Below are 22,101 nucleotides of genomic sequence, written 5' to 3'. Positions count from 1 at the left end.
GCAGCGAGGCCGCCAGGCCTCATAAAGGGTTACAGACGGCGCCTGCCAGGGGCGGGGGTTGTGTAGTAAGTTAGGCCGGTTAACCACCAGCCGTCATGCGGGGTGCGCTCCAGGAAGGGGCCCGTTCCAGAGGGTAGCTAATTGAACGACATGGCAAAAAATCTGATCCTGTGGCTGATCATCGCCGCTGTGCTTGTCACGGTGATGAACAATTTCTCCAGCCCAAGCGAACCGCAGACCCTTAACTACTCGGAATTCATCGAGCAGGTTAAAGAAGGAAAAGTCGAGCGCGTGACCGTCGATGGCTTCGTCATCACCGGCAAGCGCAACGATGGCGAGTCCTTCAAGACCATTCGTCCGGCGATTCAGGACGGCGGCCTGATCGGCGACCTGATCGACAACAACGTGATCATCGAAGGCAAGCAGCCTGAGCAGCAGAGCATCTGGACTCAGTTGCTGGTGGCCAGCTTCCCGATCCTGGTGATCATCGCTGTCTTCATGTTCTTCATGCGCCAGATGCAGGGCGGCGGCGGTGGCCGCGGCGGCCCGATGAGCTTCGGCAAGAGCAAGGCGCGCCTGTTGTCAGAAGACCAGGTCAAGACCACCTTCGCCGACGTCGCCGGTTGCGACGAGGCCAAGGAAGAAGTCAGCGAACTGGTGGAATTCCTTCGTGATCCGGGCAAATTCCAGCGCCTGGGCGGCCGTATCCCGCGCGGTGTGCTGATGGTCGGCCCGCCCGGTACCGGTAAGACCCTGCTGGCCAAGGCCATTGCCGGCGAAGCCAAGGTACCGTTCTTCACCATCTCCGGTTCCGATTTCGTTGAAATGTTCGTCGGTGTGGGTGCGTCCCGCGTCCGAGACATGTTCGACCAGGCTAAAAAGCACGCTCCCTGCATCATCTTCATCGACGAGATCGACGCCGTCGGTCGTCATCGTGGCGCCGGTCTGGGTGGTGGTCACGACGAGCGCGAGCAGACTCTCAACCAGTTGCTGGTCGAGATGGACGGCTTCGAAATGAATGACGGCATCATCGTGATCGCCGCTACCAACCGTCCTGACGTGCTGGACCCGGCCCTGCTGCGTCCGGGCCGCTTCGACCGCCAGGTGGTGGTTGGCCTGCCGGATATCCGTGGCCGCGAGCAGATCCTCAAGGTGCACATGCGCAAGGTGCCCATGGGCGATGACGTCGATCCGGCTGTGATTGCACGCGGTACCCCGGGCTTCTCTGGCGCCGACCTGGCCAACCTGGTCAACGAGGCTTCCCTGTTCGCCGCGCGCGTCAACAAGCGCCTGGTGGAAATGAAGGAATTCGAACTGGCCAAGGACAAGATCATGATGGGCGCCGAGCGCAAATCCATGGTCATGTCCGAGAAGGAGAAACTCAACACCGCGTACCACGAAGCGGGTCACGCCATCGTAGGTCGTCTGGTGCCTGAGCATGACCCGGTCTACAAGGTGTCGATCATTCCGCGTGGCCGCGCCCTGGGCGTAACCATGTTCCTCCCCGAGGAGGATCGCTACAGCCTGTCCAAGCGCGCCCTGGTCAGCCAGATCTGCTCGCTGTTCGGCGGCCGTATTGCTGAAGAGATGACCCTGGGCTTCGACGGTGTCACCACCGGCGCCTCCAACGACATCATGCGCGCCACCCAGATCGCCCGGAACATGGTGACCAAGTGGGGCCTGTCCGAGAAACTCGGCCCGTTGATGTACGCGGAAGAGGAGGGCGAAGTGTTCCTCGGTCGCAGCGCGGGTGCGCAGCACGCCAACGTGTCCGGCGAAACCGCCAAGCTGATCGACCAGGAAGTCCGCCGCATCATCGATGAGAGCTATACCACCGCGAAGAACCTGCTGACGGAGAATCGCGACAAGCTCGACATGATGGCTGAGGCCCTGATGAAGTATGAAACCATCGACTCCGAGCAGATCGATGACATCATGGCTGGCCGAGTTGCGCGTGAGCCCAAGGACTGGCAGGGCGGTTCCGGTACCTCTGGTACCCCCGCACCGCGTGAAGAGGCCAAACGGCCTGAAACCCCCATCGGCGGGCCGGCTGGCGAACACTAAGGCCTGTAGATGAAGTCAGTGCAGTACCCGACCCGGTTGCCTTGCGGCAACCGGGTTCTTGATTTGGCCCAGCCTCATGTCATGGGCATCCTCAATGTCACCCCAGACTCCTTCTCCGATGGCGGCTGCTTCAATGCGCGCGACGCAGCGTTGCGCCACGCCGCCGAGATGGTCGCCGCTGGCGCGACCCTGATCGACGTCGGTGGTGAGTCCACCCGGCCTGGCGCTCGTCCGGTCTCCCCAACCGAAGAGCTCGAGCGCGTCGCCCCGGTGGTCGAAGTCATCGCCCGCGAGTTGGATGTGGTGATCTCCCTGGATACATCCACGCCTGCCGTAATGCGCGAAGGCGCGCGCCTGGGTGCCGGGATGATCAACGATGTGCGCGCGCTGCGTCGTGATGGGGCCCTGGATGCCGCTGCCGATACCGGTCTTGCGGTGTGTCTCATGCACATGCTCGGCGAGCCGGGCAACATGCAGCAGGATCCACGCTACCAGGACGTCGTACGCGAAGTCGGGGATTTTCTCGCCGACCGCATGCAGGCCTGCCTGGCAGCCGGGATTTCGGAAGATCGTATCGTTCTCGATCCGGGTTTCGGCTTCGCCAAGACCCTGGCGCACAACCTCAGCCTGTTCAAGCATATGGAAGCGCTGCACCAGTTGGGGCGCCCCCTGCTGGTCGGGGTTTCACGAAAAAGCATGATTGGCCAGGCGTTGGGACGGGAAGTCCACCAACGCTTGTCCGGCGGTCTTGCCCTGGCAGCCCTTGCGGTGGCCAAGGGCGCCTGCATCCTGCGCGTACACGATGTCGCGGAAACCGTGGACGCGGTACGCATGATCGCTGCGGTGCAAGCAGCGGAATAAGAAAACACGGAGCACCTCATGAGCAGAAAGTATTTTGGCACCGACGGTATTCGCGGGCGTGTCGGGCAGTTCCCGATTACTCCGGATTTCATGCTCAAGCTCGGTTGGGCTGCCGGCATGGCGTTCCGCAAGCAGGGCAAGAGCCGCATCCTGATTGGCAAGGACACGCGCATCTCCGGATACATGTTCGAGTCCGCTCTCGAGGCAGGGCTCTTGGCTGCCGGCGCCGACGTGATGTTGCTCGGCCCCATGCCTACCCCTGCCATCGCCTACCTTACTCGTACTTTCCTGGCGGACGCCGGCATCGTCATCAGTGCTTCGCACAACCCGCACCATGACAACGGCATCAAGTTCTTCTCCGGCAAGGGCACCAAGCTCTCGGATGAGGTGGAGCTGATGATCGAAGAGCTGCTGGATCAGCCGATGACCGTTGTGGAGTCGGAGCAGCTCGGCAAGGTGACTCGCATCAACGACGCTGCGGGCCGCTACATCGAGTTCTGCAAGAGCACCACTCCCATCAGCACCGACTTTGCCGGTCTCAAGCTGGTAATCGACTGCGCCCATGGCGCCACCTACAAGGTCGCTCCCAGCGTGTTTCGTGAGCTGGGTGCCCAGGTGCATGTGCTGGCGAACCAGCCCAATGGCCTCAACATCAACGATGATTGTGGTTCGACCCACATGGGCAGGCTGCAGGCTGCAGTGGCCGAGCAGAATGCCGACATCGGCATCGCATTCGATGGCGACGGTGACCGTGTGCTGATGGTGGATCACACCGGCACCGTGGTTGACGGCGACGAACTGATCTATCTGATCGCTCGCGACCTGCATGGCCGTGACAAGCTGCAGGGTGGTGTAGTCGGTACCCTGATGAGCAATCTCGGTATGGAGTTGGCACTGAAGGACCTCGGCATTCCATTCATTCGTGCGAAGGTCGGTGATCGCTACGTGATGAGTGAGCTCCAGTCCAACGGGTGGACCTTGGGCGGTGAAAACTCCGGCCATATCGTTTGCAGTCACTTCACCACCACTGGTGATGCCATCGTCTCCGCCTTGCAGGTGTTGCTCGCGCTGCAGCGAAGCGGCCAGTCGCTGGCAGAAGCGCGCCAGGGCATGCGCAAGTGCCCGCAGGTCCTGATCAACGTGCGCTATGCCGGCAACGGTGTTGATCCGGTCAAGCACCCGGCGGTACAGGACGCATGCGCCCGTGTTACTGAGAAGATGGCCGGTCGCGGTCGCGTCCTGCTGCGCAAGTCCGGCACCGAGCCACTTGTGCGAGTGATGGTCGAAGGCGACGACGAAAAGCTGGTGCGAGGCTATGCCGAAGAGCTGGCGAAAGTCGTGACTGAGGTATGTGCTTGATTTCTCTTGCTAGTTGGAAATCTCTTGGGTAACATCTGCGCCCACTTTGATCGACGAGATAAAGCATGCGCCGACCTCTGGTAGCCGGTAACTGGAAAATGCACGGTACCCGCGCCAGCGTCGCAGAGCTGATCAAAGGCTTGCGCCAATTGGCCTTGCCTGCTGGCGTCGAAGTCGCGGTGATGCCGCCCTGTCTGTACATCAATCAGGTCATTCAAGGCCTGGACGGCAAGTCGATTGTCGTGGGTGCACAGAACTGTGCGGTAGAGCCGGTGCAGGGAGCCCTCACCGGAGAGATCGCGGCAAGCCAGTTGGCAGACGTAGGTTGCAATCTGGTTCTGGTCGGTCATTCGGAGCGTCGCCTGATTCTGGGTGAGAGCGACGAAGTCGTGAGTCGCAAGTTCGCTGCTGCTCAATCCTGTGGTCTGGTTCCGGTGCTGTGCGTCGGCGAGACCCGGGAACAGCGCGAAGCTGGCAGGACGCTTGAGGTTGTCGGGCGTCAGCTGGGTAGCGTGATCGAAGAGCTTGGTGTGGGCGCATTTGCGCGGGCGGTAATTGCCTATGAGCCGGTTTGGGCGATAGGTACGGGGCTGACGGCTTCGCCGCAACAGGCGCAAGAGGTTCATGCGGCGATTCGTTCGCAGCTGTCGGCGGAAAATGCCGAAGTTGCTCGCGGCGTACGGATTCTGTACGGCGGCAGTGTGAAGGCGGCCAGTGCGGCCGACTTGTTCGGCATGCCGGATATCGATGGGGGGCTCGTTGGTGGTGCCTCCCTGAATGCGGATGAGTTCGGTGCGATCTGTCGCGCCGCAGGAAGCTGACAAGATGCTGGAAACTGTCGTTATTGTGGTGCACTTGCTGGTCGCTCTGGGTGTTGTAGGCCTGGTGCTGGTTCAGCAGGGCAAAGGCGCAGATGCTGGTGCCTCGTTCGGTTCTGGTGCTTCGGCAACCGTTTTCGGAAGCCAAGGTTCCGCTACCTTTCTGAGTCGCTTTACTGGTATACTCGCCGCGGTTTTTTTCATTACCAGCCTGGGTTTAGCGTTCTTCGCTAAAGAAAAGGCTGAGGCGCTGAGCAACGTAGGCCTGCCGGATCCGGCGGCTCTCGAAGTTCAACCCGCCAAGCCGGCAGCTGACGATGTGCCGGTGCTCGAAGAGCAGAAGCCAGCCGCCCAGTCGGGTGACGTGCCTCAGGCTCCGGAGCAGAAGTAAGGCAAGTTTTGCCGAGGTGGTGGAATTGGTAGACACGCTACCTTGAGGTGGTAGTGGCCATAGGCTGTAGGGGTTCGAGTCCCCTCCTCGGTACCATATAAAGAGAGGCCCGCAGAGATGCGGGCTTTCTTCTTCGCGGGATGTTCGGTTGACCATGCAAGGTGCTGGCCGTATAATCTCGCACCAGCTTTGACGCGGGGTGGAGCAGTCTGGTAGCTCGTCGGGCTCATAACCCGAAGGTCGTTGGTTCAAATCCAGCCCCCGCAACCAGTAGTCGCGAAGCCCCTTTTTAGGGGCTTTTTGCTAGCTGGACAGTTGGCCTCCGATCAATGATCAGGTGGTTTGAAGGGATGGGCGTTTCGCCCATTTTTTATTTGCACAGCATGCGAGAGGCGATCAGGTGTCGAGCAAGCTAGAACAGTTGCAGGCCTTGTTGGCCCCGGTAGTCGAAGCGCTCGGTTATCAGTGCTGGGGCATCGAGTTCCTGTCTCAAGGGCGGCATTCGCTGCTGCGGATCTATATCGATCACGAAAACGGCATCCTGGTAGACGACTGCGAGAAAGTCAGCCGTCAAATCAGCGGCGTGCTCGATGTCGAGGACCCGATCAGCAGCGAGTACACCCTCGAAGTATCGTCGCCAGGTATGGATCGTCCTCTGTTCACCCTTGAACAGTTCGCGGCCCACGCTGGTGAACTGGTCAAGATCAAGCTGCGTTCGCCCTTTGAAGGTCGACGCAATTTTCAGGGGCTTCTCCGCGGGGTGGAGGAGCAGGACGTCGTGGTTCTCATCGAAGACCGCGAGTTCCTCCTGCCGATCGAACTGATCGACAAGGCCAACATCATTCCCCGTTTTGACTGAGACGCGGATCCCGCGGATCCAATGGATTGCGAAAGGCGAGGCGTACGATGAGCAAAGAAGTACTGCTGGTTGTTGAGTCGGTATCCAACGAAAAAGGTGTACCGGCCGGCGTGATTTTCGAGGCGCTGGAGCTGGCCCTGGCCACCGCTACCAAGAAGCGTTACGAGGACGAGGTCGACCTGCGTGTGTCGATCAATCGTCAGAGCGGTAACTACGACACCTACCGTCGCTGGGCTGTGGTCGAGGAAACTGATTTCGAGGACCCGGCTATCCAGCTGACCCTGGATCAGGCCCAGGAGCGCGATGAGAAAGCCAAGATCGGCGACATCATCGAAGAGAAGATCGAGTCCATCGAGTTCGGTCGCATCGCAGCCCAGACCGCCAAGCAGGTTATCGTGCAGAAGGTGCGCGAAGCCGAGCGCGCTCAAGTTGTCGAAGCCTACCGCGAGAAACTGGGCGACATCATTTCCGGCACCGTGAAGAAGGTCACCCGCGATAACGTGATCGTCGACCTCGGCAACAACGCCGAAGCGCTGCTTGCCCGCGAGGACATCATCGCCCGCGAGACTTTCCGTGTTGGCGCCCGCGTGCGTGCTCTGCTGAAGGAAATCCGCACCGAGAACCGCGGCCCGCAGCTGATCCTGTCGCGCACCGCGCCGCAGATGCTGATCGAACTGTTCCGCATCGAAGTGCCGGAAATCGCCGAAGAGCTGATCGAAGTAATGGCTGCCTCCCGTGATCCGGGTTCCCGCGCCAAGATCGCCGTGCGCTCCAAGGACAAACGTATTGACCCGCAGGGCGCCTGCATCGGCATGCGCGGTTCCCGTGTCCAGGCCGTATCCGGCGAACTGGGTGGCGAGCGCGTCGATATCGTCCTGTGGGACGACAACCCTGCGCAGTTCGTGATCAACGCCATGGCTCCGGCCGAAGTGGTGGCGATCATCGTCGACGAAGATGCCCATGCAATGGACATCGCCGTTGCCGAAGACAACCTGGCCCAGGCCATCGGTCGTGGCGGCCAGAACGTGCGCCTGGCCAGCCAGCTTACCGGCTGGACCCTGAACGTGATGACCGAAGCGGACATCCAGGCCAAGCAGCAAGCCGAAACCGGCGACATCCTGCGTGCCTTCGTCGAAGAACTGGAAGTGGACGAAGAGCTGGCTCAGGTACTGGTGGAAGAAGGTTTCACCAGCCTGGAAGAAATCGCCTACGTACCCATGGAAGAAATGCTCAGCATCGACGGCTTCGACGAGGACATCGTCAACGAGCTGCGTGCTCGTGCGAAGGACCGCCTGCTGACCAAGGCCATCGCGACCGAAGAGAAGCTGGCGGATGCCCAGCCTGCCGAAGACCTGCTTTCTCTGGAAGGCATGGACAAGGACCTGGCTGTTGAACTCGCCGTACGTGGCGTTATTAACCGCGAAGACCTAGCCGAGCAGTCGATTGATGACCTGCTCGACATCGACGGCATGGACGAAGAGCGTGCCGGCAAGCTGATCATGGCCGCCCGAGCCCACTGGTTCGAGTAAGTTTCGCGGCCTAGGAGAGAAGTGCATGACGCAAGTCACGGTGAAAGAACTGGCCCAAGTGGTCGATACACCGGTGGAGCGCCTGCTGCTGCAGATGCGCGAGGCGGGATTGCCGCACACCAGCGCCGAACAGGTTGTAACCGACAATGAGAAGCAGGCCCTGCTGGCCCATCTCAAGAGCAGCCACGGTGAGCGCCTGGAAGAGCCGCGCAAGATTACCCTGCAGCGCAAGACCACTACTACGTTGAGGGTCGCCGGTAGCAAGACCATCAACGTCGAAGTACGCAAGAAGAAAACCTACGTCAAGCGCAGCCCTGACGAGATCGAGGCTGAGCGTCAGCGCGAACTCGAAGAGCAGCGCGCGGCGGAGGAAGCTGCTCGACTGAAGGCCGAGGAAGAAGCTCGTCAGCGTGCCGAAGAGGCTGCTCGTCGTGATGCTGAAGCTCGCGCCAAGGAAGCTGCCCCGACCGCTACGGTCAATGCCGCTCCGGCTGTCGAGCCCGCTGCTGCCGCTCCTGTGGCTGCTGCTGCCGCTGCCACCGCCGCTCCGGCTGTCGGTGCAGCCGCCGGTGCCGCAGCTGCTGGCGCCGAGCGCAAGAAAGAAGAGGTGCGTCGCCCCGAACGTGCTCGCGACGAAGACGATCGCCGCGACCGCAAGCATGCGCAGCACCGTCCTTCGCTCAAGGAAAAAGAAAAGGCTCCTGCCCCCCGCGTTGCTCCGCGCAGCACCGAAGAGGAAAGCGATTCCTTCGGTCGTCGTGGTGGTCGTGGCGGCAAGTCCAAGCTGAAGAAGCGTAACCAGCACGGGTTCCAGAGCCCGACAGGACCTATCGTGCGTGAAGTCAGCATTGGCGAGACCATCACCGTGGCCGAACTGGCTGCCCAGATGTCCGTCAAGGGTGCAGAAGTCGTCAAGTTCATGTTCAAGATGGGCACCCCGGTGACCATCAACCAGGTGCTCGATCGTGAGACCGCCCAACTGATCGCCGAAGAACTCGGCCACAAGGTCAAGCTGGTCAACGAGAACGCCCTGGAAGATCAACTGGCCGAATCCCTGAAGTTCGAAGGCGAGGCCCTGACTCGTGCGCCGGTAGTGACCGTAATGGGTCACGTCGACCACGGTAAGACCTCTCTGCTCGACTACATCCGCCGTACCAAGGTGGCCAGCGGTGAAGCGGGTGGTATCACCCAGCACATCGGTGCCTACCACGTGGAAACCGATCGCGGCATGGTGACCTTCCTGGACACCCCCGGTCACGCGGCGTTCACCGCCATGCGTGCTCGTGGTGCCAAGGCCACTGACATCGTCATCCTGGTGGTGGCGGCCGATGACGGCGTGATGCCGCAGACCGTGGAAGCCGTGCAGCACGCGAAAGCGGCTGGCGTTCCGATCGTGGTCGCGGTCAACAAGATGGACAAGCCCGAAGCCAACCCGGACAACATCAAGAACGGCCTGGCCGCTCTGGATGTGATCCCGGAAGAGTGGGGCGGCGATACTCAGTTCGTACCCGTGTCGGCCAAGGCCGGTACCGGCGTTGACGAACTGCTCGAAGCCGTACTGCTGCAGGCTGAAGTTCTGGAACTCACCGCCACCCCGTCGGCCCCTGGCCGTGGTGTCGTGGTCGAGTCCCGTCTGGACAAGGGTCGTGGTCCGGTCGCTACCGTGCTGGTTCAGGACGGTACCCTGCGTCAGGGCGACATGGTCCTCTGCGGCGTCAACTACGGCCGCGTCCGCGCCATGCTCGACGAGAACGGCAAGCCGGTTAAAGAAGCCGGTCCGTCCATCCCTGTCGAGATCCTCGGCCTGGACGGTACGCCGGACGCCGGTGATGACCTGACCGTGGTCGCCGACGAGAAGAAAGCACGTGAAGTTGCCCTGTTCCGTCAAGGCAAGTTCCGCGAGGTCAAGCTGGCTCGCCAGCAGTCCTCCAAGCTCGAGAACATCTTCGAGAACATGGGCCAGGACGAGAAGAAGACCCTCAACATCGTGCTCAAGTCCGATGTGCGTGGTTCTCTCGAGGCCCTGCAGGGTGCCCTGTCCGACATCGGCAACGAAGAAGTCCAGGTGCGTGTTGTGGGTGGCGGCGTAGGTGGTATCACCGAGAGCGACGCCAACCTGGCGCTGGCGTCCAACGCCGTGCTGTTCGGCTTCAACGTGCGTGCCGATGCCGGTGCGCGCAAGATCGTCGAGCAGGAAGGTCTGGACCTGCGCTACTACAACATCATCTACGACATCATCGAAGACGTTAAGAAAGCACTGTCCGGCATGCTGGGCAGCGAAGTCCGGGAGAACATCCTGGGTATCGCCGAGGTGCGCGACGTGTTCCGTTCGCCGAAGTTCGGTGCGGTCGCCGGCTGCATGGTTACCGAGGGTCTGGTACACCGCAACCGTCCGATCCGCGTACTGCGCGACGATGTAGTGATCTTCGAAGGCGAACTGGAATCCCTGCGCCGCTTCAAGGACGACGTGTCCGAGGTGCGTGCCGGCATGGAGTGCGGTATCGGCGTGAAGAGCTACAACGACGTCAAAGTCGGCGACAAGATCGAAGTCTTCGAGAAGGTCCAGGTGGCGCGCACCCTGTAAGTGTCGCGCTTGCCACAAGCCGGGAGCCAGGAGCTGGAAGCCATCGCTTTCCACTCCTGGCTTTCGTCTTTTAAGCGTTCATGAGTGAAACGAAATGGCTAAAGACTACAGCCGTACCCAACGCATCGGCGACCAGATGCAGCGCGAACTGGCGCTGCTGATCCAGCGTGAGATCAAGGACCCGCGCCTGGGTCTGGTGACCATCACCGCGGTGGACGTGAGCCGCGACCTGTCCCACGCCAAGGTGTTCATCACCGTCATGGGTCAGGACGACAATGTCGAGAAGGTCAAGCTTAACTGCGACATCCTGCAGGACGCCGCCGGCTTCCTGCGCATGCAGCTGGGCAAGGCCATGAAGCTGCGCAGCGTGCCGCAACTGCACTTCCACTACGACGCCAGCATCCGTCGTGGTGCGGAGCTGTCGGCGCTGATCGAGCGTGCCGTGGCGGAAGACCGCAAGCACCAGGCCAGCGACGAGGAGTAATGGCGTGGCCCAGGTGAAACGTATCCGCCGCAACGTCAGCGGCGTGCTGATCCTCGACAAGCCGCGCGGCATGAGTTCCAACGCCGCGCTGCAGAAGGTGCGCTGGCTGCTCAATGCCGAGAAGGCCGGTCATACCGGCAGCCTCGATCCCCTGGCCACCGGCGTGTTGCCGCTGTGCTTTGGCGAGGCGACCAAGTTCTCCCAGTACCTGCTGGACGCCGACAAGGGCTATGAAACCCTGGCCCAGCTTGGCGTCACTACCTCCACGGGTGATGCCGAAGGTGAAGTGACCGAGCGTCGCGAGGTGACCGTTGGTCGCGAGGACATTGAGGCTCTGCTGCCGCGTTTTCGCGGTGAAATCAAGCAGATACCTCCGATGTACTCGGCCCTGAAGAAGGACGGCCAACCCCTCTACAAGCTGGCCCGTGCTGGCGAAGTAGTGGAGCGCGAGGCGCGTTCTGTTACTATTGCGCGCTTGGATTTGCTGGCCTGTGAAAACAGCCAGGCAAGACTGGCGGTAGCCTGCAGCAAGGGCACCTACATCCGGACCCTGGTCGAAGATCTCGGCCAGGCACTGGGATGCGGGGCGCATGTGGCAGAGTTGCGCCGGACCCAGGCGGGACCCTTCGTGCTGGCCCAGGCGATCAGCCTGGAGACCCTGGAGAAGGTTCACGCCGAGGGTGGCAGCGAGGCACTCGACCAGTTCCTCCTGCCGGTCGACAGCGGGCTGGAACACTGGCCACTGATCCAGCTGACCGAGCACAGCGCCTACTACTGGCTTCATGGCCAGCCGGTGCGGGCTCCGGAAGCACCCAAGTTCGGCATGATGCGAGTACAGGATCACACCGGTCGCTTCATCGGAATCGGTGAAGTGAGCGATGACGGGCGCGTTGCGCCGCGTCGACTGATTCGGTCGGAATGACCGATCCGAGGATGGCTGTTAATAGGCACGGTCAATCCTCTTTTTTGAACACGGGGCGAAGGTCCCGGCCTATTACTCTCAGAGGAAGCCCATCATGGCACTGAGCGTTACTGAAAAAGCCCAGATCGTTAACGAGTACAAGCAAGCTGAAGGCGATACCGGTTCTCCGGAAGTGCAGGTTGCCCTGCTGACCGCCAACATCAACAAGCTGCAGGATCACTTCAAGGCCAACGGCAAAGACCACCACTCCCGTCGTGGTCTGATCCGCATGGTTAACCAGCGCCGCAAGCTGCTGGACTACCTGAAGGGTAAGGACACCTCTCGTTACAGCGCCCTGATCGGTCGTCTGGGTCTGCGTCGCTAAGCGACTCAGATGAGCTGGAAGCTGGAAAACCGGAAGCTGGACATCGTTCCAGCTTTCGGCTTTCCAGCTTCTGGTTTTTTAAGGGATTGAAACGGGTCCGACTCCCGCCTCTCCCACGATTTCCCCCAAGGCAACATAGAGAAGGAAAACACCGTGAACCCGGTAATCAAGAAGTTCCAGTTCGGTCAATCGACCGTTACCCTCGAGACTGGCCGTATCGCCCGTCAAGCTTCCGGTGCCGTTCTGGTCACCATGGATGAAGACGTCACCGTTCTGGTGACCGTGGTTGGCGCCAAGCAGGCCGACCCGGGCAAGGGTTTCTTCCCGCTGTCCGTCCACTACCAAGAGAAAACCTACGCCGCTGGCCGTATCCCCGGTGGTTTCTTCAAGCGTGAAGGCCGTCCTTCCGAGAAGGAAACCCTGACCTCGCGCCTGATCGACCGTCCGATCCGCCCGCTGTTCCCGGAAGGTTTCCTGAACGAAGTTCAGGTCATCTGCACCGTGGTTTCCACCAACAAGAAGACCGATCCGGACATCGCTGCCATGATCGGTACCTCCGCAGCCCTGGCCATCTCCGGCATTCCGTTCAGCGGCCCGATCGGTGCCGCGCGCGTGGCCTACCACGAAGAAGCCGGCTACCTGCTGAACCCGAACTATGAGCAGCTGAAAGCCTCCGCCCTGGACATGGTCGTTGCCGGTACCGAAGACGCCGTGCTGATGGTTGAGTCCGAAGCTCAAGAGCTGACCGAAGACCAGATGCTGGGCGCCGTTCTGTTCGCCCACCAGGAATTCCAGTCCGTGATCGCCGCGGTCAAGGAATTCGCTGCCGAAGCCGGCAAGCCGACCTGGAACTGGACCGCCCCGGCTGAAAACACCGCTCTGCTCAGCGCCATCAAGGCCGAGTTCGGCGAGGCCATCTCCCAGGCCTACACCATCACCATCAAGCAGGACCGCTACAACCGTCTGGACGAGCTGCGCGACCAGGTCATCGCCCGCTTCGTTGGCGAGGAAGAAGGTCAGTTCCCGGCTGGTGAAGTGAAAGACGCCTTCGGCCTGCTGGAATACCGCACCGTTCGCGAGAACATCGTTAACGGCAAGCCGCGTATCGACGGCCGTGACACCCGCACCGTGCGTCCGCTGAAGATCGAAGTCGGCGTTCTGGACAAGACCCACGGTTCCGCACTGTTCACCCGTGGCGAAACCCAGGCCCTGGTCGTTGCCACCCTCGGCACCGCCCGTGACGCCCAGCTGCTGGACACCCTGGAAGGCGAGCGCAAGGACGCCTTCATGCTGCACTACAACTTCCCGCCCTTCTCGGTAGGTGAGTGCGGTCGTATGGGCAGCGCCGGCCGCCGCGAAATCGGCCACGGCCGTCTGGCCCGTCGTGGCGTTTCCGCCATGCTGCCGAAAGGTGACGAGTTCCCCTACACCATCCGTGTGGTTTCCGAAATCACCGAGTCCAACGGCTCCAGCTCCATGGCTTCGGTCTGCGGCGCTTCCCTGGCTCTGATGGACGCCGGCGTGCCGATGAAGGCGCCGGTTGCCGGTATCGCCATGGGTCTGGTGAAGGAAGGTGACAAGTTCGCCGTCCTGACCGACATCCTGGGCGACGAAGACCACCTGGGTGACATGGACTTCAAAGTAGCCGGTACCGCCAAGGGCGTGACCGCGCTGCAGATGGACATCAAGATCAACGGCATCACCGAAGAGATCATGGAGATCGCTCTGGAGCAGGCTCTGGAAGCGCGTCTGAACATCCTCGGCCAGATGAACCAGATCATCGCTGAGTCCCGCAGCGAGCTGTCGGCCAACGCTCCGACCATGATCGCGATGAAGATCGACACCGATAAGATCCGCGACGTCATCGGCAAGGGCGGCGCCACCATCCGTTCGATCTGCGAAGAGACCAAGGCCTCCATCGACATCGAAGACGATGGCAGCGTGAAGATCTTCGGCGAGACCAAGGAAGCTGCCGAGGCTGCGCGCCAGCGCGTTCTGGGTATCACCGCTGAAGCTGAAGTCGGCAAGGTGTACGTGGGCAAGGTCGAGCGCATCGTCGATTTCGGCGCCTTCGTCAACATCCTGCCGGGCAAAGACGGTCTGGTGCACATCTCGCAGATCAGCGACAAGCGCATCGACAAGGTCACCGACGTTCTGCAGGAAGGCCAGGAAGTCAAAGTCCTGGTTCTCGACGTCGACAACCGCGGTCGCATCAAGCTGTCGATGAAGGACGTAGAAGCTGCTGAAGCTTCCGGCGTCTGATAATCGTCACGCAATAGAAGAGAGGGCCCCTTGCGGGCCCTCTTTTTTTGCCTGGAGAATGGCAAACCGCCACCGTACCTGGATCAGTCATGGACAAGACGCTCTGCCAGTACCACCCAGCCCAACCCGCGACCTGGCACTGCGTGCCTTGCCAGCGCCATTTCGGCGATTGCTGCATTCCCCTCAACGCTGATGCTCCCGACGATAGCCCTGCCTGTCCTCTGTGCCGCAGCGAGCTCACCTTCCTCGGCGCGGCCAACACCGCCCAGCCGTTCTGGGAACGCCTTCCGCAGTTCTTCGCCTATGGCCTGCAGAGCAGCCCACTGGCCTTCAGTGCCCTATTGGCCCTGGCTGGCCTGTTCATGCCGCGTTCGCTGGTCCTCTGGAGCATCCTGCTGAGCGTGGCTACCAAGTATTTCCACAGCGTGATCGAGTCCAGCAGCGAAGGCGTGCGCGAGGCGCCGAGCCTGGTCAGTGCCTTCGGCGGTGACGGTTTCTCTCTGTTCATCAAACAGGTGCTGGTCTTCGCCATTGCGCTGGGTGCGCTCTGGCTGGCGGCGGACTTCAACAGCGAAACCATCTTCTGGGTGGTCAACATCGCCATCGTCCTGTTGCTGCCCGCCAGCATCATCCGCCTGGCGCTGAGCAAGGAACTGGGCTCTGCCCTGAGCCCCGACCAGGTCGGTGAAGTGATCAAGGCCATGGGCTGGCGTTACCTGATTCTCTGCGCCTTCCTCTTCATCCTCTGGCAGTCCCCGAGCTATGTGGCCTGGATGCTTTCCGGCGGCCTGCCGAGGGTCGTGCTGATGCCCATCGCCACCTTCCTCTTCGGTTATTTCGGCGTCGTGATGTGCTGCATGATGGGCTACGCGGTGTTCCAGTATCAGGGCGCACTGGGCTTTGCCATTGCCGAGGAGGGCGCCCAGCAGGGGATGCCGGAGAATGAATGGCGCCGCCGCAAGGCCCTGGCCGAAGCCGAGATCCGCCTCAAGGAAGGCCAGAGTGATGGTGCGCTGGAAACCCTGGCCAACGCGTTGCGGCGCGATCCGGAGGACTTGCGCCTGAACGAGCGCTACCACCAGCTGCTGTTTGGTTTGGGGGCTCACGAGCGCTGCCTGCGTCATCTGGACCACTACCTGCCCCTGGCCGCCCGCCAGAACCCGGCTTTGGCTGCCACCGCGCTGCTCAACGCCCGCCAGTTCAAGGCCGATTTCCAGCCGGCCGACGCCCTGGTCTGTGAGCAAGTTGCCGGAGCGCTGCTGGATCGGCACAAGGTGCGCGAGGCCCTCAGCCTGCTGCGCAATCTGCATCAGCGTTTCCCTGATTACCCGCACATTCCTCGCGCCTACCTGCTGGCGGCCCGTGGTTTCGCCGAAGGCCTCGGGCAGTTGGAGCCGGCGCAGAAGCTGCTGGCCTACATCCGCACGCGCTATCCGGCCTCGCCGTTGCTGGATCAGGTCAGTGCCCTGGAGGGCACCATCGCGAAGCTGGGTAGCGCCGGCCGCTGAGTCCGTTTTCATCGTGCAGTCTGCAACGCCTCAGTGGCGTGAACATGCAGACTGCATGCAAACGGATGCTTGGCTGTTTTCCTATCTCATTGATCTGGCGGATCTTTTTCTTCGTTGGAAAGCTGGCACAGGCCTTGCGACGTTCCTGCTGAGCCTGCAACCAGGAGCTTGTTGCAGACGTTCCGGAGAAGAGAGGAGACCCACCTCATGAAACAGACTTTCACCAAATGGACCTTTGCCGCTGTCACTGCCGCCGCCATGAGCCTGCCGTTCGCGACCGGCGCCTATGCAGAAACCAGCGGTCACCCGATGCTGGCAGCCAGCGAGACCATGCAGAAAGCCGAAGACGCGGTCTCTGATACCTGGATCACCAGCAAAGTCAAATCCACCTTCCTGGCCGACAAGAACCTCAGCGGGATGGACATCAAGGTTGAAACCAACCAGGGCGTGGTCGCGTTGTCCGGTACGGTACAGAGCGACGCCGAGCGTGACCTGGCCATCGACACCGCCAAGGGCATCAAGGGTGTCACCGCGGTTTCCGCCGACGGTCTGAAGTCCGCCCAGTAACTACCGTCCAGGCAAATGCACAAGGCCCCGCCTATGCGGGGCCTTGTCGTTCGAGGATTCAGCGCGCGAGGTGCTGCTGGTAGAGCGCGAGTTGCCGGGTCTGCTCCGCTTCGGGGAAGGCCCGGCGCAGGTATTGACCGAGTTCGCCCACTCCGCGCAGGTCCTGGCGTTGGCCCAGCTGCTTGGCCAGCTGCAGCGTCAGACCGGGTAGCTGCGGCGGCACCGGGCTTACCTGGCAGAGGCGACGCCACGGCGCCATGGCGCGGGTGCTGTCGCCAGCCTTGATCAGCCGTTGCAGCAAGTGCAACAGCACGGCCGGGTGCTGCAGCAGGCGCTGCTGCGGGTCCGCCACATCGTCTGCGAGCTTCTGCAGCAGGGGCAGGGCGGTGGCCTGTTCCGGCAGGGCGAACAGTTGCTTCAGCACGGCGGCCAACAGGGGCTTGTCCTGGCGGCTCTTGGCCAGTGGATAGAGACGTTCCAGCAGTGCCAGCCGGCCAGGATAGCGTTGCAGCATATCGAGGCCCCGAGGTGCGGCCTGATCAAGGGCGAAACGGCCGATCAACTGGTCCAGGGCGGCCAGTTCGCGCTTGAAGGGAGCGTCCGGGTCTTCCTTGCTGAGGTAGGCCTCGTCCACCTTGAGGAAGCCCACCCGGTGCAGCAGCCAGGTGGCCAGGAAGCCAAAGGCCAGGCCACCGAGGTGCGCGTAGTAGTTCACGTGGTCGTCGGCCAGCAGGACGCCATACAGTTCCTTGCCGAGCCAGGCGGGGAATATCCACAGGGCGGGGGCCTTGAAGTAGCCGATCAGCGGGCCCAGCCAGTAGAAGAAGCGAATCTTGCGCAGCCCGTATACGCCGATGGTCATACCCATCAACCCTGATACCGCGCCGGACGCACCGATGCCTGCCACCCAGGCGGGGTCCAGTGCCCACCAGAGCAGGTGCGACGCCAGCCCGCTGGCCAGGTAGAGGCCGAGATAGACCCAGCGTCCCAGGGCCGCTTCCAGGGCGAAGCCGCAGATGAACAGGAAGATCATGTTGCCCAGCAGGTGATCGAAGCTGCCGTGCAGGAACATGGCGCCGAACAGCCCCTGGACACTGAACTTGTTGGGGATGAAGCCAAAGCGCTGGGAGCTGATCTTGTCTCGCGCCGCCTCGGCCTTCTGTCGTGCCTGTTGCCACGCGGGATCGGCCTGGTACGCAGGGGCGCGGTGCAGCCAGTCCTCGAATTCCAGGTCACGCAGGATGATGGTCGCCAGTTGCTGGCGGCGCATGCCATCGATGGTGTGGCGCTGGTCGGCGTCGAACTTCTCCCGCTCCACCAGGTGGTCGACAAACAGGGCGCGCTCGCGATTGAGCAGGCCGCCGTCCAGATAGAGTTGCTGGGCCTCTTCGATCCGTGCCTGGTCACCGCCCTGATAGACGATGTAGATCAGGGTGTTGAGCAGGATCAGCAGCAGGGTGATGACCGGCGGCCGCCGCCAGTCCAGGGGTTGATCGGCGGGAAGGATGATCATCGCGCGCGGCTCAGTTGCGCTTGCTGTCGATTTCGCTGAGGCGACCGCCGACGAATCTCAGGTAGTGGTACATGCCGTTGGCGGGGCCGTAGACCCACTCTTCCACCTGCATCTCCTGACGCCCGCTGGTGGTCTCCGAATAGCCGATGAAATCGCGGGAGGCGGGCTCGCCGCACTTGCGCTGAACCTCGACGCTGCGATCGCCGATGCTCACGAGATTGCTTTCGCAGCGGAAGGTGCTGGCGTGGGCTGCGAGGGGCAGAAGGAGGGCGGCTGCGAAGAGGCAGGCGAGGGCTTTCATGGGGCGGGCATCCTGTCCGTGGGCTATAAGGCGCAGAGCCTAGCATTCCGCCCGAGAGGCTGTCAGTTGCCGCGTTTGCTGTCGATGTTGCGCAGCCGATTGCCCTCGAAACGGAGGAATTGGTACATGCCATTGCGTGGTCCGTAGACCCATTCCTCGACTCGTACCTCGTTGCGCCGGTAGTACTCGTCCACCACTTCCTTGAAACCCAGATCGGCGCGGCTGATCGGCTCTCCGCACTTGTCCAGCACTTCGCTGGTGGTGTCGTCGAGGCTGATGAGATTGCTGTTGCAGCGCAGGGTGGAAGAGGCCTGGGCATTGCCCACGGCAAGCAGCAGGGACAGGCAGAGGAGTACGCGGCGTTTCACGGGGAGGTCCGAAAGTCGGTGGGAGGTTGCGACAGCCTACACCCGGCGCCCTGGTGCGTCAGGGGCCACGCTTGGTTTCGATTCGAATCAGGCGATTGCCCTCGAAGGTGAGGATGCTGAGCATGCCGTTATTGGGGCCGTACACCCATTCTTCCACAGTGAATTCGCGGTTGTCGTAGGAACCCAGGGTGTAACCGACGAGGTCACGATGCACCGGCTCGCCGCATTTCTGCAGGACTTCGAAGGGGCGGTCGCCGAGGCTGACCAGCTTGCTGCCGCAGCGCATGGTCTCCGCCCCGGCCGGAGTGGCCAGGGCGAGGGTCAGCAGGGCGAACGGCAGCATGCGCATGAGGCCTCCTACTCGCTGTCCAGGTGCAGCGGCGTGATCACCTCTCCGGCCTGGTTGGGGTCCACGAAGCTGACGTCCAGCAGGAAGATGCGTTCGTCGGCAAGGCCGCCTCGGTCAACCAGATAGTCCTTGATGCTGGCGGCGCGGGCCTGGCCCAACTGGCGCAGTAACAGGTCGCTCTGGGCCCAGGAGGCGAGCACCGCTTCGCGCAGCTTGGCAGCGCGCTGCTCGCTTTCCAGGTCCTGCCATTCGGCCGGAGGCTGCTGTTTCAGGCGGGTGCGGTAGATGCCTTCCAGCATAGGCGCTTTCTCGTCCTCCGGAACCTCCAGCTGGCTGGCTTCGGCCGGTACCTTGTCGCCCCGGCGCTGGGCGATCTTGTAGTAGGTGCTCTGGTATTCCCGCTCCAGGCGTTGCTCGGCCAGCGGCGGGCCGTCAGCGGTCTTGGCGCTGGCGCCTTCCACTTCCAGGCGCAGGGTCGGACGCTGTTTCAGCGCCTCGGCCAGGGTATCCAGGGATTTCTGCGCTTCGGCATCCAGCTCGCTGCTGCCGGCCGGGAAGGGCACCTGGCCGAGGTCTTCGCTGCTGCCGCCCACCAGGCCGGCGACGAAGTTGAAGGGCGCCTGCACCGCACGCAACACCAGGTTGCGCAGGGTCTGCCAGACGATGGGCGCGACGCTGAACTGCGGGTCGTTGAGGTTGCCTGCCACCGGCAGCGAGATGTCGATCTTGCCCTGGGTGTCCTTCAGCAGGGCGACCGCCAGGCGTACCGGCAGGTCCACGGCATCGGGGCTGGAAACCTGTTCGCCGAGCTGCAGCTGTTCCAGTACCAGATGGTTCTCGGCCTTCAGCTGGCCCTTCTCGATCTGGTAATGCAGGTCCAGGTTCAGCCGGCCCTTGCGGATGCGGTAGCCGGCGAATTTGCCGGAGTAGGGCGTCAGTGTGGTCAGCTCGACGCGCTTGAAGCTGGTGGCGATGTCCAGGCTGTCCAGCGGATCGAAGGGGTTCAGGCTGCCCTTGATGGTCACCGGCGCGTAGCGGTCGACCTTGCCGTTAACCGCCACCTTGGCCGGCTTGGGATTGCGATTGTCGAGGGTGCCGATTTCACCGTTGAGCTGCTGGATGGCGGTGGCGAAGTTGGGTGTCAGGCTGAAGTCGGCGAAGTTGGCCGAGCCGTCCTTGATCTCGATGCCGCCGATGCGGATGCCCAGGGGCTTGCCGGCGGGTTCCGGCTGGGTGCTGGCGGTCGTCTGGGCATTGGCGTCGGCGGGTTGCTTGATCACCAGCTCGCTGGCGTTGGTGGTCAGGTCCTCGTTGATGATGAAGCGCGCATAGGGCTGGTTCAGGCTCACCTTGTCGATCACCAGGCTGTCGCCGTGCTGGTAGTTGAGCCCATCCACCAGTAGTTGCTGCCATTTGACGAAGTCGCGTTCCTTGATGGTGTCCAGGGTGTGCATCTGGTTGACCAGCGCGCGGCCGGTGATGCCCAGGGCCAGCGGCTCGGTGCTCTTCAAGTCGACGTTGAGATCGCTGTCGAGCAGGCCGCTGCGCAGCTCCAGGCGTATGAAGGGGCTGATGTAGGTCTGGGCCACGCGCAAGTCGATGTCGCGGGTCTGTACCTGCAGCTTTGCCGTGACGGGCTTGAGCTGGACCTGGCCGACCGCCTGTACCTTACCTTGCTTGCCGAGGCCAGTGTCGAGGCTGAGATTGAAGGGCGATTCGCCGCGACTGTCGAAATCCTTGAGGTCCAGGTTGAGCGGGCCCAACTCCAGTTGCACCGGCTCCTTGGGCACCCTGTCGGCCAGGTGCACCTTGTAGCCGCGCAACTGGGTTTCCTTGAGTCGCACGACCCAGGGCTTGCCGGGCTCATCAGCCTTGGCTTCGGACTGCCCGGACGCGGGTTTTTCTTCAGCCTTGGGCGCGGGCTTGGGCTCGCCGGCGAAGAGCTTCTGCCAGTCCAGTTGGCCGTCGGCCTCACGGGCGGCCCAGGTTTCCAGGTTCTGGCTGTGGATCTTGCCCACCAGCACTTCCTGTTTGGCCAGGTCCAAGGAGCTGTCGCTGACTTCCAGTGTCTCCAGCTTGACCAGGGCGCGGTTGTCCGGCGCCTTGATGGCAAAAGGCGCCACCTTGATCCAGATCTTGTCCAGGTTGAGCTGGGTGCCCTTGGACAGGTTCAGCTTGTACTCGGTGGACAGACTGAACACGCCTTGTTCCAGCACCAGGGGCACGGCATCGCGGACGTAGGGCCAGAAGGACTTCATCTTGCCTTCCGTGACCTTCAACTGGCCGCTGGAACTGAAGGGCACCAGGCTGATCTGGCCTTCCCAGTCGATGCGTCCGCCGTAGGGACCGGTGGCCACGAAGGACATCTCGGCATTGTCGTCGGGTAGGGTGCTGAGGTGGTGCAGTTCGAGGTTGAGGGAGTCGTAGACGAACTCGATGGCCTCGCTGGGGCGCAGGTCCTGGAAGTGCAGGCCACCTTCGCTCAGCTTGATGCGGTCGATGCGCACCGGAAAGGGATCGCCCGTCGGCTCCTCCGGCTTGGGTTCGCTGGGGGGCAGCTTGAACAGCTGGGTCAGGTTGAGCGTGCCGTCCTTGGCGAACAGCACCTCGGTGGTCGACTTGTCCAGCTGCACGTCCGCCAGGTGCAGGGCACCGGACCAGAGGCTGTCCAGTTGCAGGTTGGCATAGAGCCGCTCGAATCCCGCCTGCTCGGCCTTGTCGTCACCGAGGTGCAGGCCCCACAGGGTCAGCTCCAGGCTGAAGGGGTTGAGCTGGATGCGCTCCAGCCGCGCGGGGACGGTGGCGTATTGGGCCAATTGCTGGTTGACCACCCGGAGGGCGACTCCCGGGATGATCAGAAAGCCAAGCAGGCTGTAGAGGGCAACGACGATCAGCAGGGCGCAGGCGGCCCGTTTCAATCCTTTGTACATGAGGCGTCAACTATCCCGGCAAAGAGTGCCTTGGATTATGGCACGGCCTCCGGGTTCCGCCTGATGGC

The 22,101-nt window shown here is 62.2% G+C and carries 19 protein-coding genes and 2 tRNA genes; 16 read left to right on the top strand and 5 right to left on the bottom strand.

Annotated features, from left to right (window positions below; translation table 11 throughout):
- The first annotated feature begins 150 nt into the window (after nt 1-150).
- The 16 genes from ftsH to E8E91_RS08950 all read left to right on the top strand — a co-directional run bounded on the left by ftsH (nt 151) and on the right by E8E91_RS08950 (nt 16,572).
- Nucleotides 151-2,064, top strand: coding sequence for an ATP-dependent zinc metalloprotease FtsH (ftsH, locus tag E8E91_RS09025; protein ID WP_280375463.1), 1,914 nt, complete (start codon nt 151-153; stop codon nt 2,062-2,064).
- Between the two features lie 9 nt (nt 2,065-2,073).
- A complete protein-coding gene (folP, locus tag E8E91_RS09020; protein WP_280375462.1) occupies nt 2,074-2,925 on the top strand; it encodes a dihydropteroate synthase in 852 nt (283 codons plus the stop codon).
- Nucleotides 2,926-2,943: 18 nt separating this feature from the next.
- A complete protein-coding gene (gene glmM, locus E8E91_RS09015) occupies nt 2,944-4,284 on the top strand; it encodes a phosphoglucosamine mutase (RefSeq protein WP_280375461.1) in 1,341 nt (446 codons plus the stop codon).
- A gap of 65 nt (nt 4,285-4,349) precedes the next feature.
- Complete coding sequence (tpiA, locus tag E8E91_RS09010) at nt 4,350-5,105, top strand: triose-phosphate isomerase (protein WP_280375460.1); 756 nt, start codon at nt 4,350-4,352, stop codon at nt 5,103-5,105.
- 4 nt (nt 5,106-5,109) lie between these two features.
- On the top strand, nt 5,110-5,493 hold the full coding sequence (gene secG, locus E8E91_RS09005) for a preprotein translocase subunit SecG (RefSeq protein ID WP_280375459.1): 384 nt from the start codon (nt 5,110-5,112) through the stop codon (nt 5,491-5,493).
- Nucleotides 5,494-5,503: 10 nt separating this feature from the next.
- Nucleotides 5,504-5,589 (top strand) — tRNA-Leu (locus E8E91_RS09000).
- A gap of 97 nt (nt 5,590-5,686) precedes the next feature.
- Nucleotides 5,687-5,763: transfer RNA gene (locus tag E8E91_RS08995), tRNA-Met, on the top strand.
- A 130-nt stretch (nt 5,764-5,893) separates the two neighbouring features.
- A complete protein-coding gene (rimP, locus tag E8E91_RS08990) occupies nt 5,894-6,352 on the top strand; it encodes a ribosome maturation factor RimP (protein ID WP_028630011.1) in 459 nt (152 codons plus the stop codon).
- A 47-nt stretch (nt 6,353-6,399) separates the two neighbouring features.
- Entirely contained in the window at nt 6,400-7,881 is a 1,482-nt protein-coding gene (gene nusA / locus E8E91_RS08985; protein ID WP_280364979.1) for a transcription termination factor NusA, read from the top strand.
- 25 nt (nt 7,882-7,906) lie between these two features.
- Nucleotides 7,907-10,465: a translation initiation factor IF-2 gene (infB, locus tag E8E91_RS08980; protein ID WP_280375458.1), complete on the top strand. Its 2,559-nt coding sequence runs from the start codon at nt 7,907-7,909 to the stop codon at nt 10,463-10,465.
- A 94-nt stretch (nt 10,466-10,559) separates the two neighbouring features.
- Nucleotides 10,560-10,949, top strand: coding sequence for a 30S ribosome-binding factor RbfA (gene rbfA / locus E8E91_RS08975; protein ID WP_280375457.1), 390 nt, complete (start codon nt 10,560-10,562; stop codon nt 10,947-10,949).
- Nucleotides 10,950-10,953: 4 nt separating this feature from the next.
- Entirely contained in the window at nt 10,954-11,871 is a 918-nt protein-coding gene (gene truB, locus E8E91_RS08970) for a tRNA pseudouridine(55) synthase TruB (RefSeq protein ID WP_280375456.1), read from the top strand.
- 94 nt (nt 11,872-11,965) lie between these two features.
- Entirely contained in the window at nt 11,966-12,235 is a 270-nt protein-coding gene (rpsO, locus tag E8E91_RS08965; protein WP_016494768.1) for a 30S ribosomal protein S15, read from the top strand.
- Between the two features lie 153 nt (nt 12,236-12,388).
- Entirely contained in the window at nt 12,389-14,497 is a 2,109-nt protein-coding gene (gene pnp, locus E8E91_RS08960; RefSeq protein ID WP_280375455.1) for a polyribonucleotide nucleotidyltransferase, read from the top strand.
- A gap of 89 nt (nt 14,498-14,586) precedes the next feature.
- A complete protein-coding gene (locus E8E91_RS08955) occupies nt 14,587-16,005 on the top strand; it encodes a DUF4013 domain-containing protein (RefSeq protein ID WP_280375454.1) in 1,419 nt (472 codons plus the stop codon).
- 207 nt (nt 16,006-16,212) lie between these two features.
- On the top strand, nt 16,213-16,572 hold the full coding sequence (locus tag E8E91_RS08950; RefSeq protein WP_280375453.1) for a BON domain-containing protein: 360 nt from the start codon (nt 16,213-16,215) through the stop codon (nt 16,570-16,572).
- 58 nt (nt 16,573-16,630) lie between these two features.
- Here E8E91_RS08950 and E8E91_RS08945 read toward each other — a convergent pair whose 3' ends face one another.
- The 5 genes from E8E91_RS08945 to E8E91_RS08925 all read right to left on the bottom strand — a co-directional run bounded on the left by E8E91_RS08945 (nt 16,631) and on the right by E8E91_RS08925 (nt 22,033).
- On the bottom strand, nt 16,631-18,085 hold the full coding sequence (locus tag E8E91_RS08945; RefSeq protein ID WP_280375452.1) for a rhomboid family intramembrane serine protease: 1,455 nt from the start codon (nt 18,083-18,085) through the stop codon (nt 16,631-16,633).
- Nucleotides 18,086-18,095: 10 nt separating this feature from the next.
- Nucleotides 18,096-18,386, bottom strand: a complete 291-nt coding sequence (locus E8E91_RS08940) for a DUF2845 domain-containing protein (protein WP_280375451.1) — start codon at nt 18,384-18,386, stop codon at nt 18,096-18,098.
- 62 nt (nt 18,387-18,448) lie between these two features.
- A complete protein-coding gene (locus tag E8E91_RS08935; protein ID WP_280375450.1) occupies nt 18,449-18,754 on the bottom strand; it encodes a DUF2845 domain-containing protein in 306 nt (101 codons plus the stop codon).
- Between the two features lie 58 nt (nt 18,755-18,812).
- Nucleotides 18,813-19,103: a DUF2845 domain-containing protein gene (locus E8E91_RS08930; protein ID WP_190831837.1), complete on the bottom strand. Its 291-nt coding sequence runs from the start codon at nt 19,101-19,103 to the stop codon at nt 18,813-18,815.
- An 8-nt stretch (nt 19,104-19,111) separates the two neighbouring features.
- A complete protein-coding gene (locus E8E91_RS08925; RefSeq protein WP_280375449.1) occupies nt 19,112-22,033 on the bottom strand; it encodes a DUF748 domain-containing protein in 2,922 nt (973 codons plus the stop codon).
- Nucleotides 22,034-22,101: the final 68 nt, after the last annotated feature.

Source organism: Pseudomonas sp. BN515 (assembly GCF_029873155.1).
GTDB lineage: Bacteria > Pseudomonadota > Gammaproteobacteria > Pseudomonadales > Pseudomonadaceae > Metapseudomonas.
Note: the sequence above shows the minus strand (reverse complement) of the source record. Positions and strands in the feature narration are given on the sequence as shown.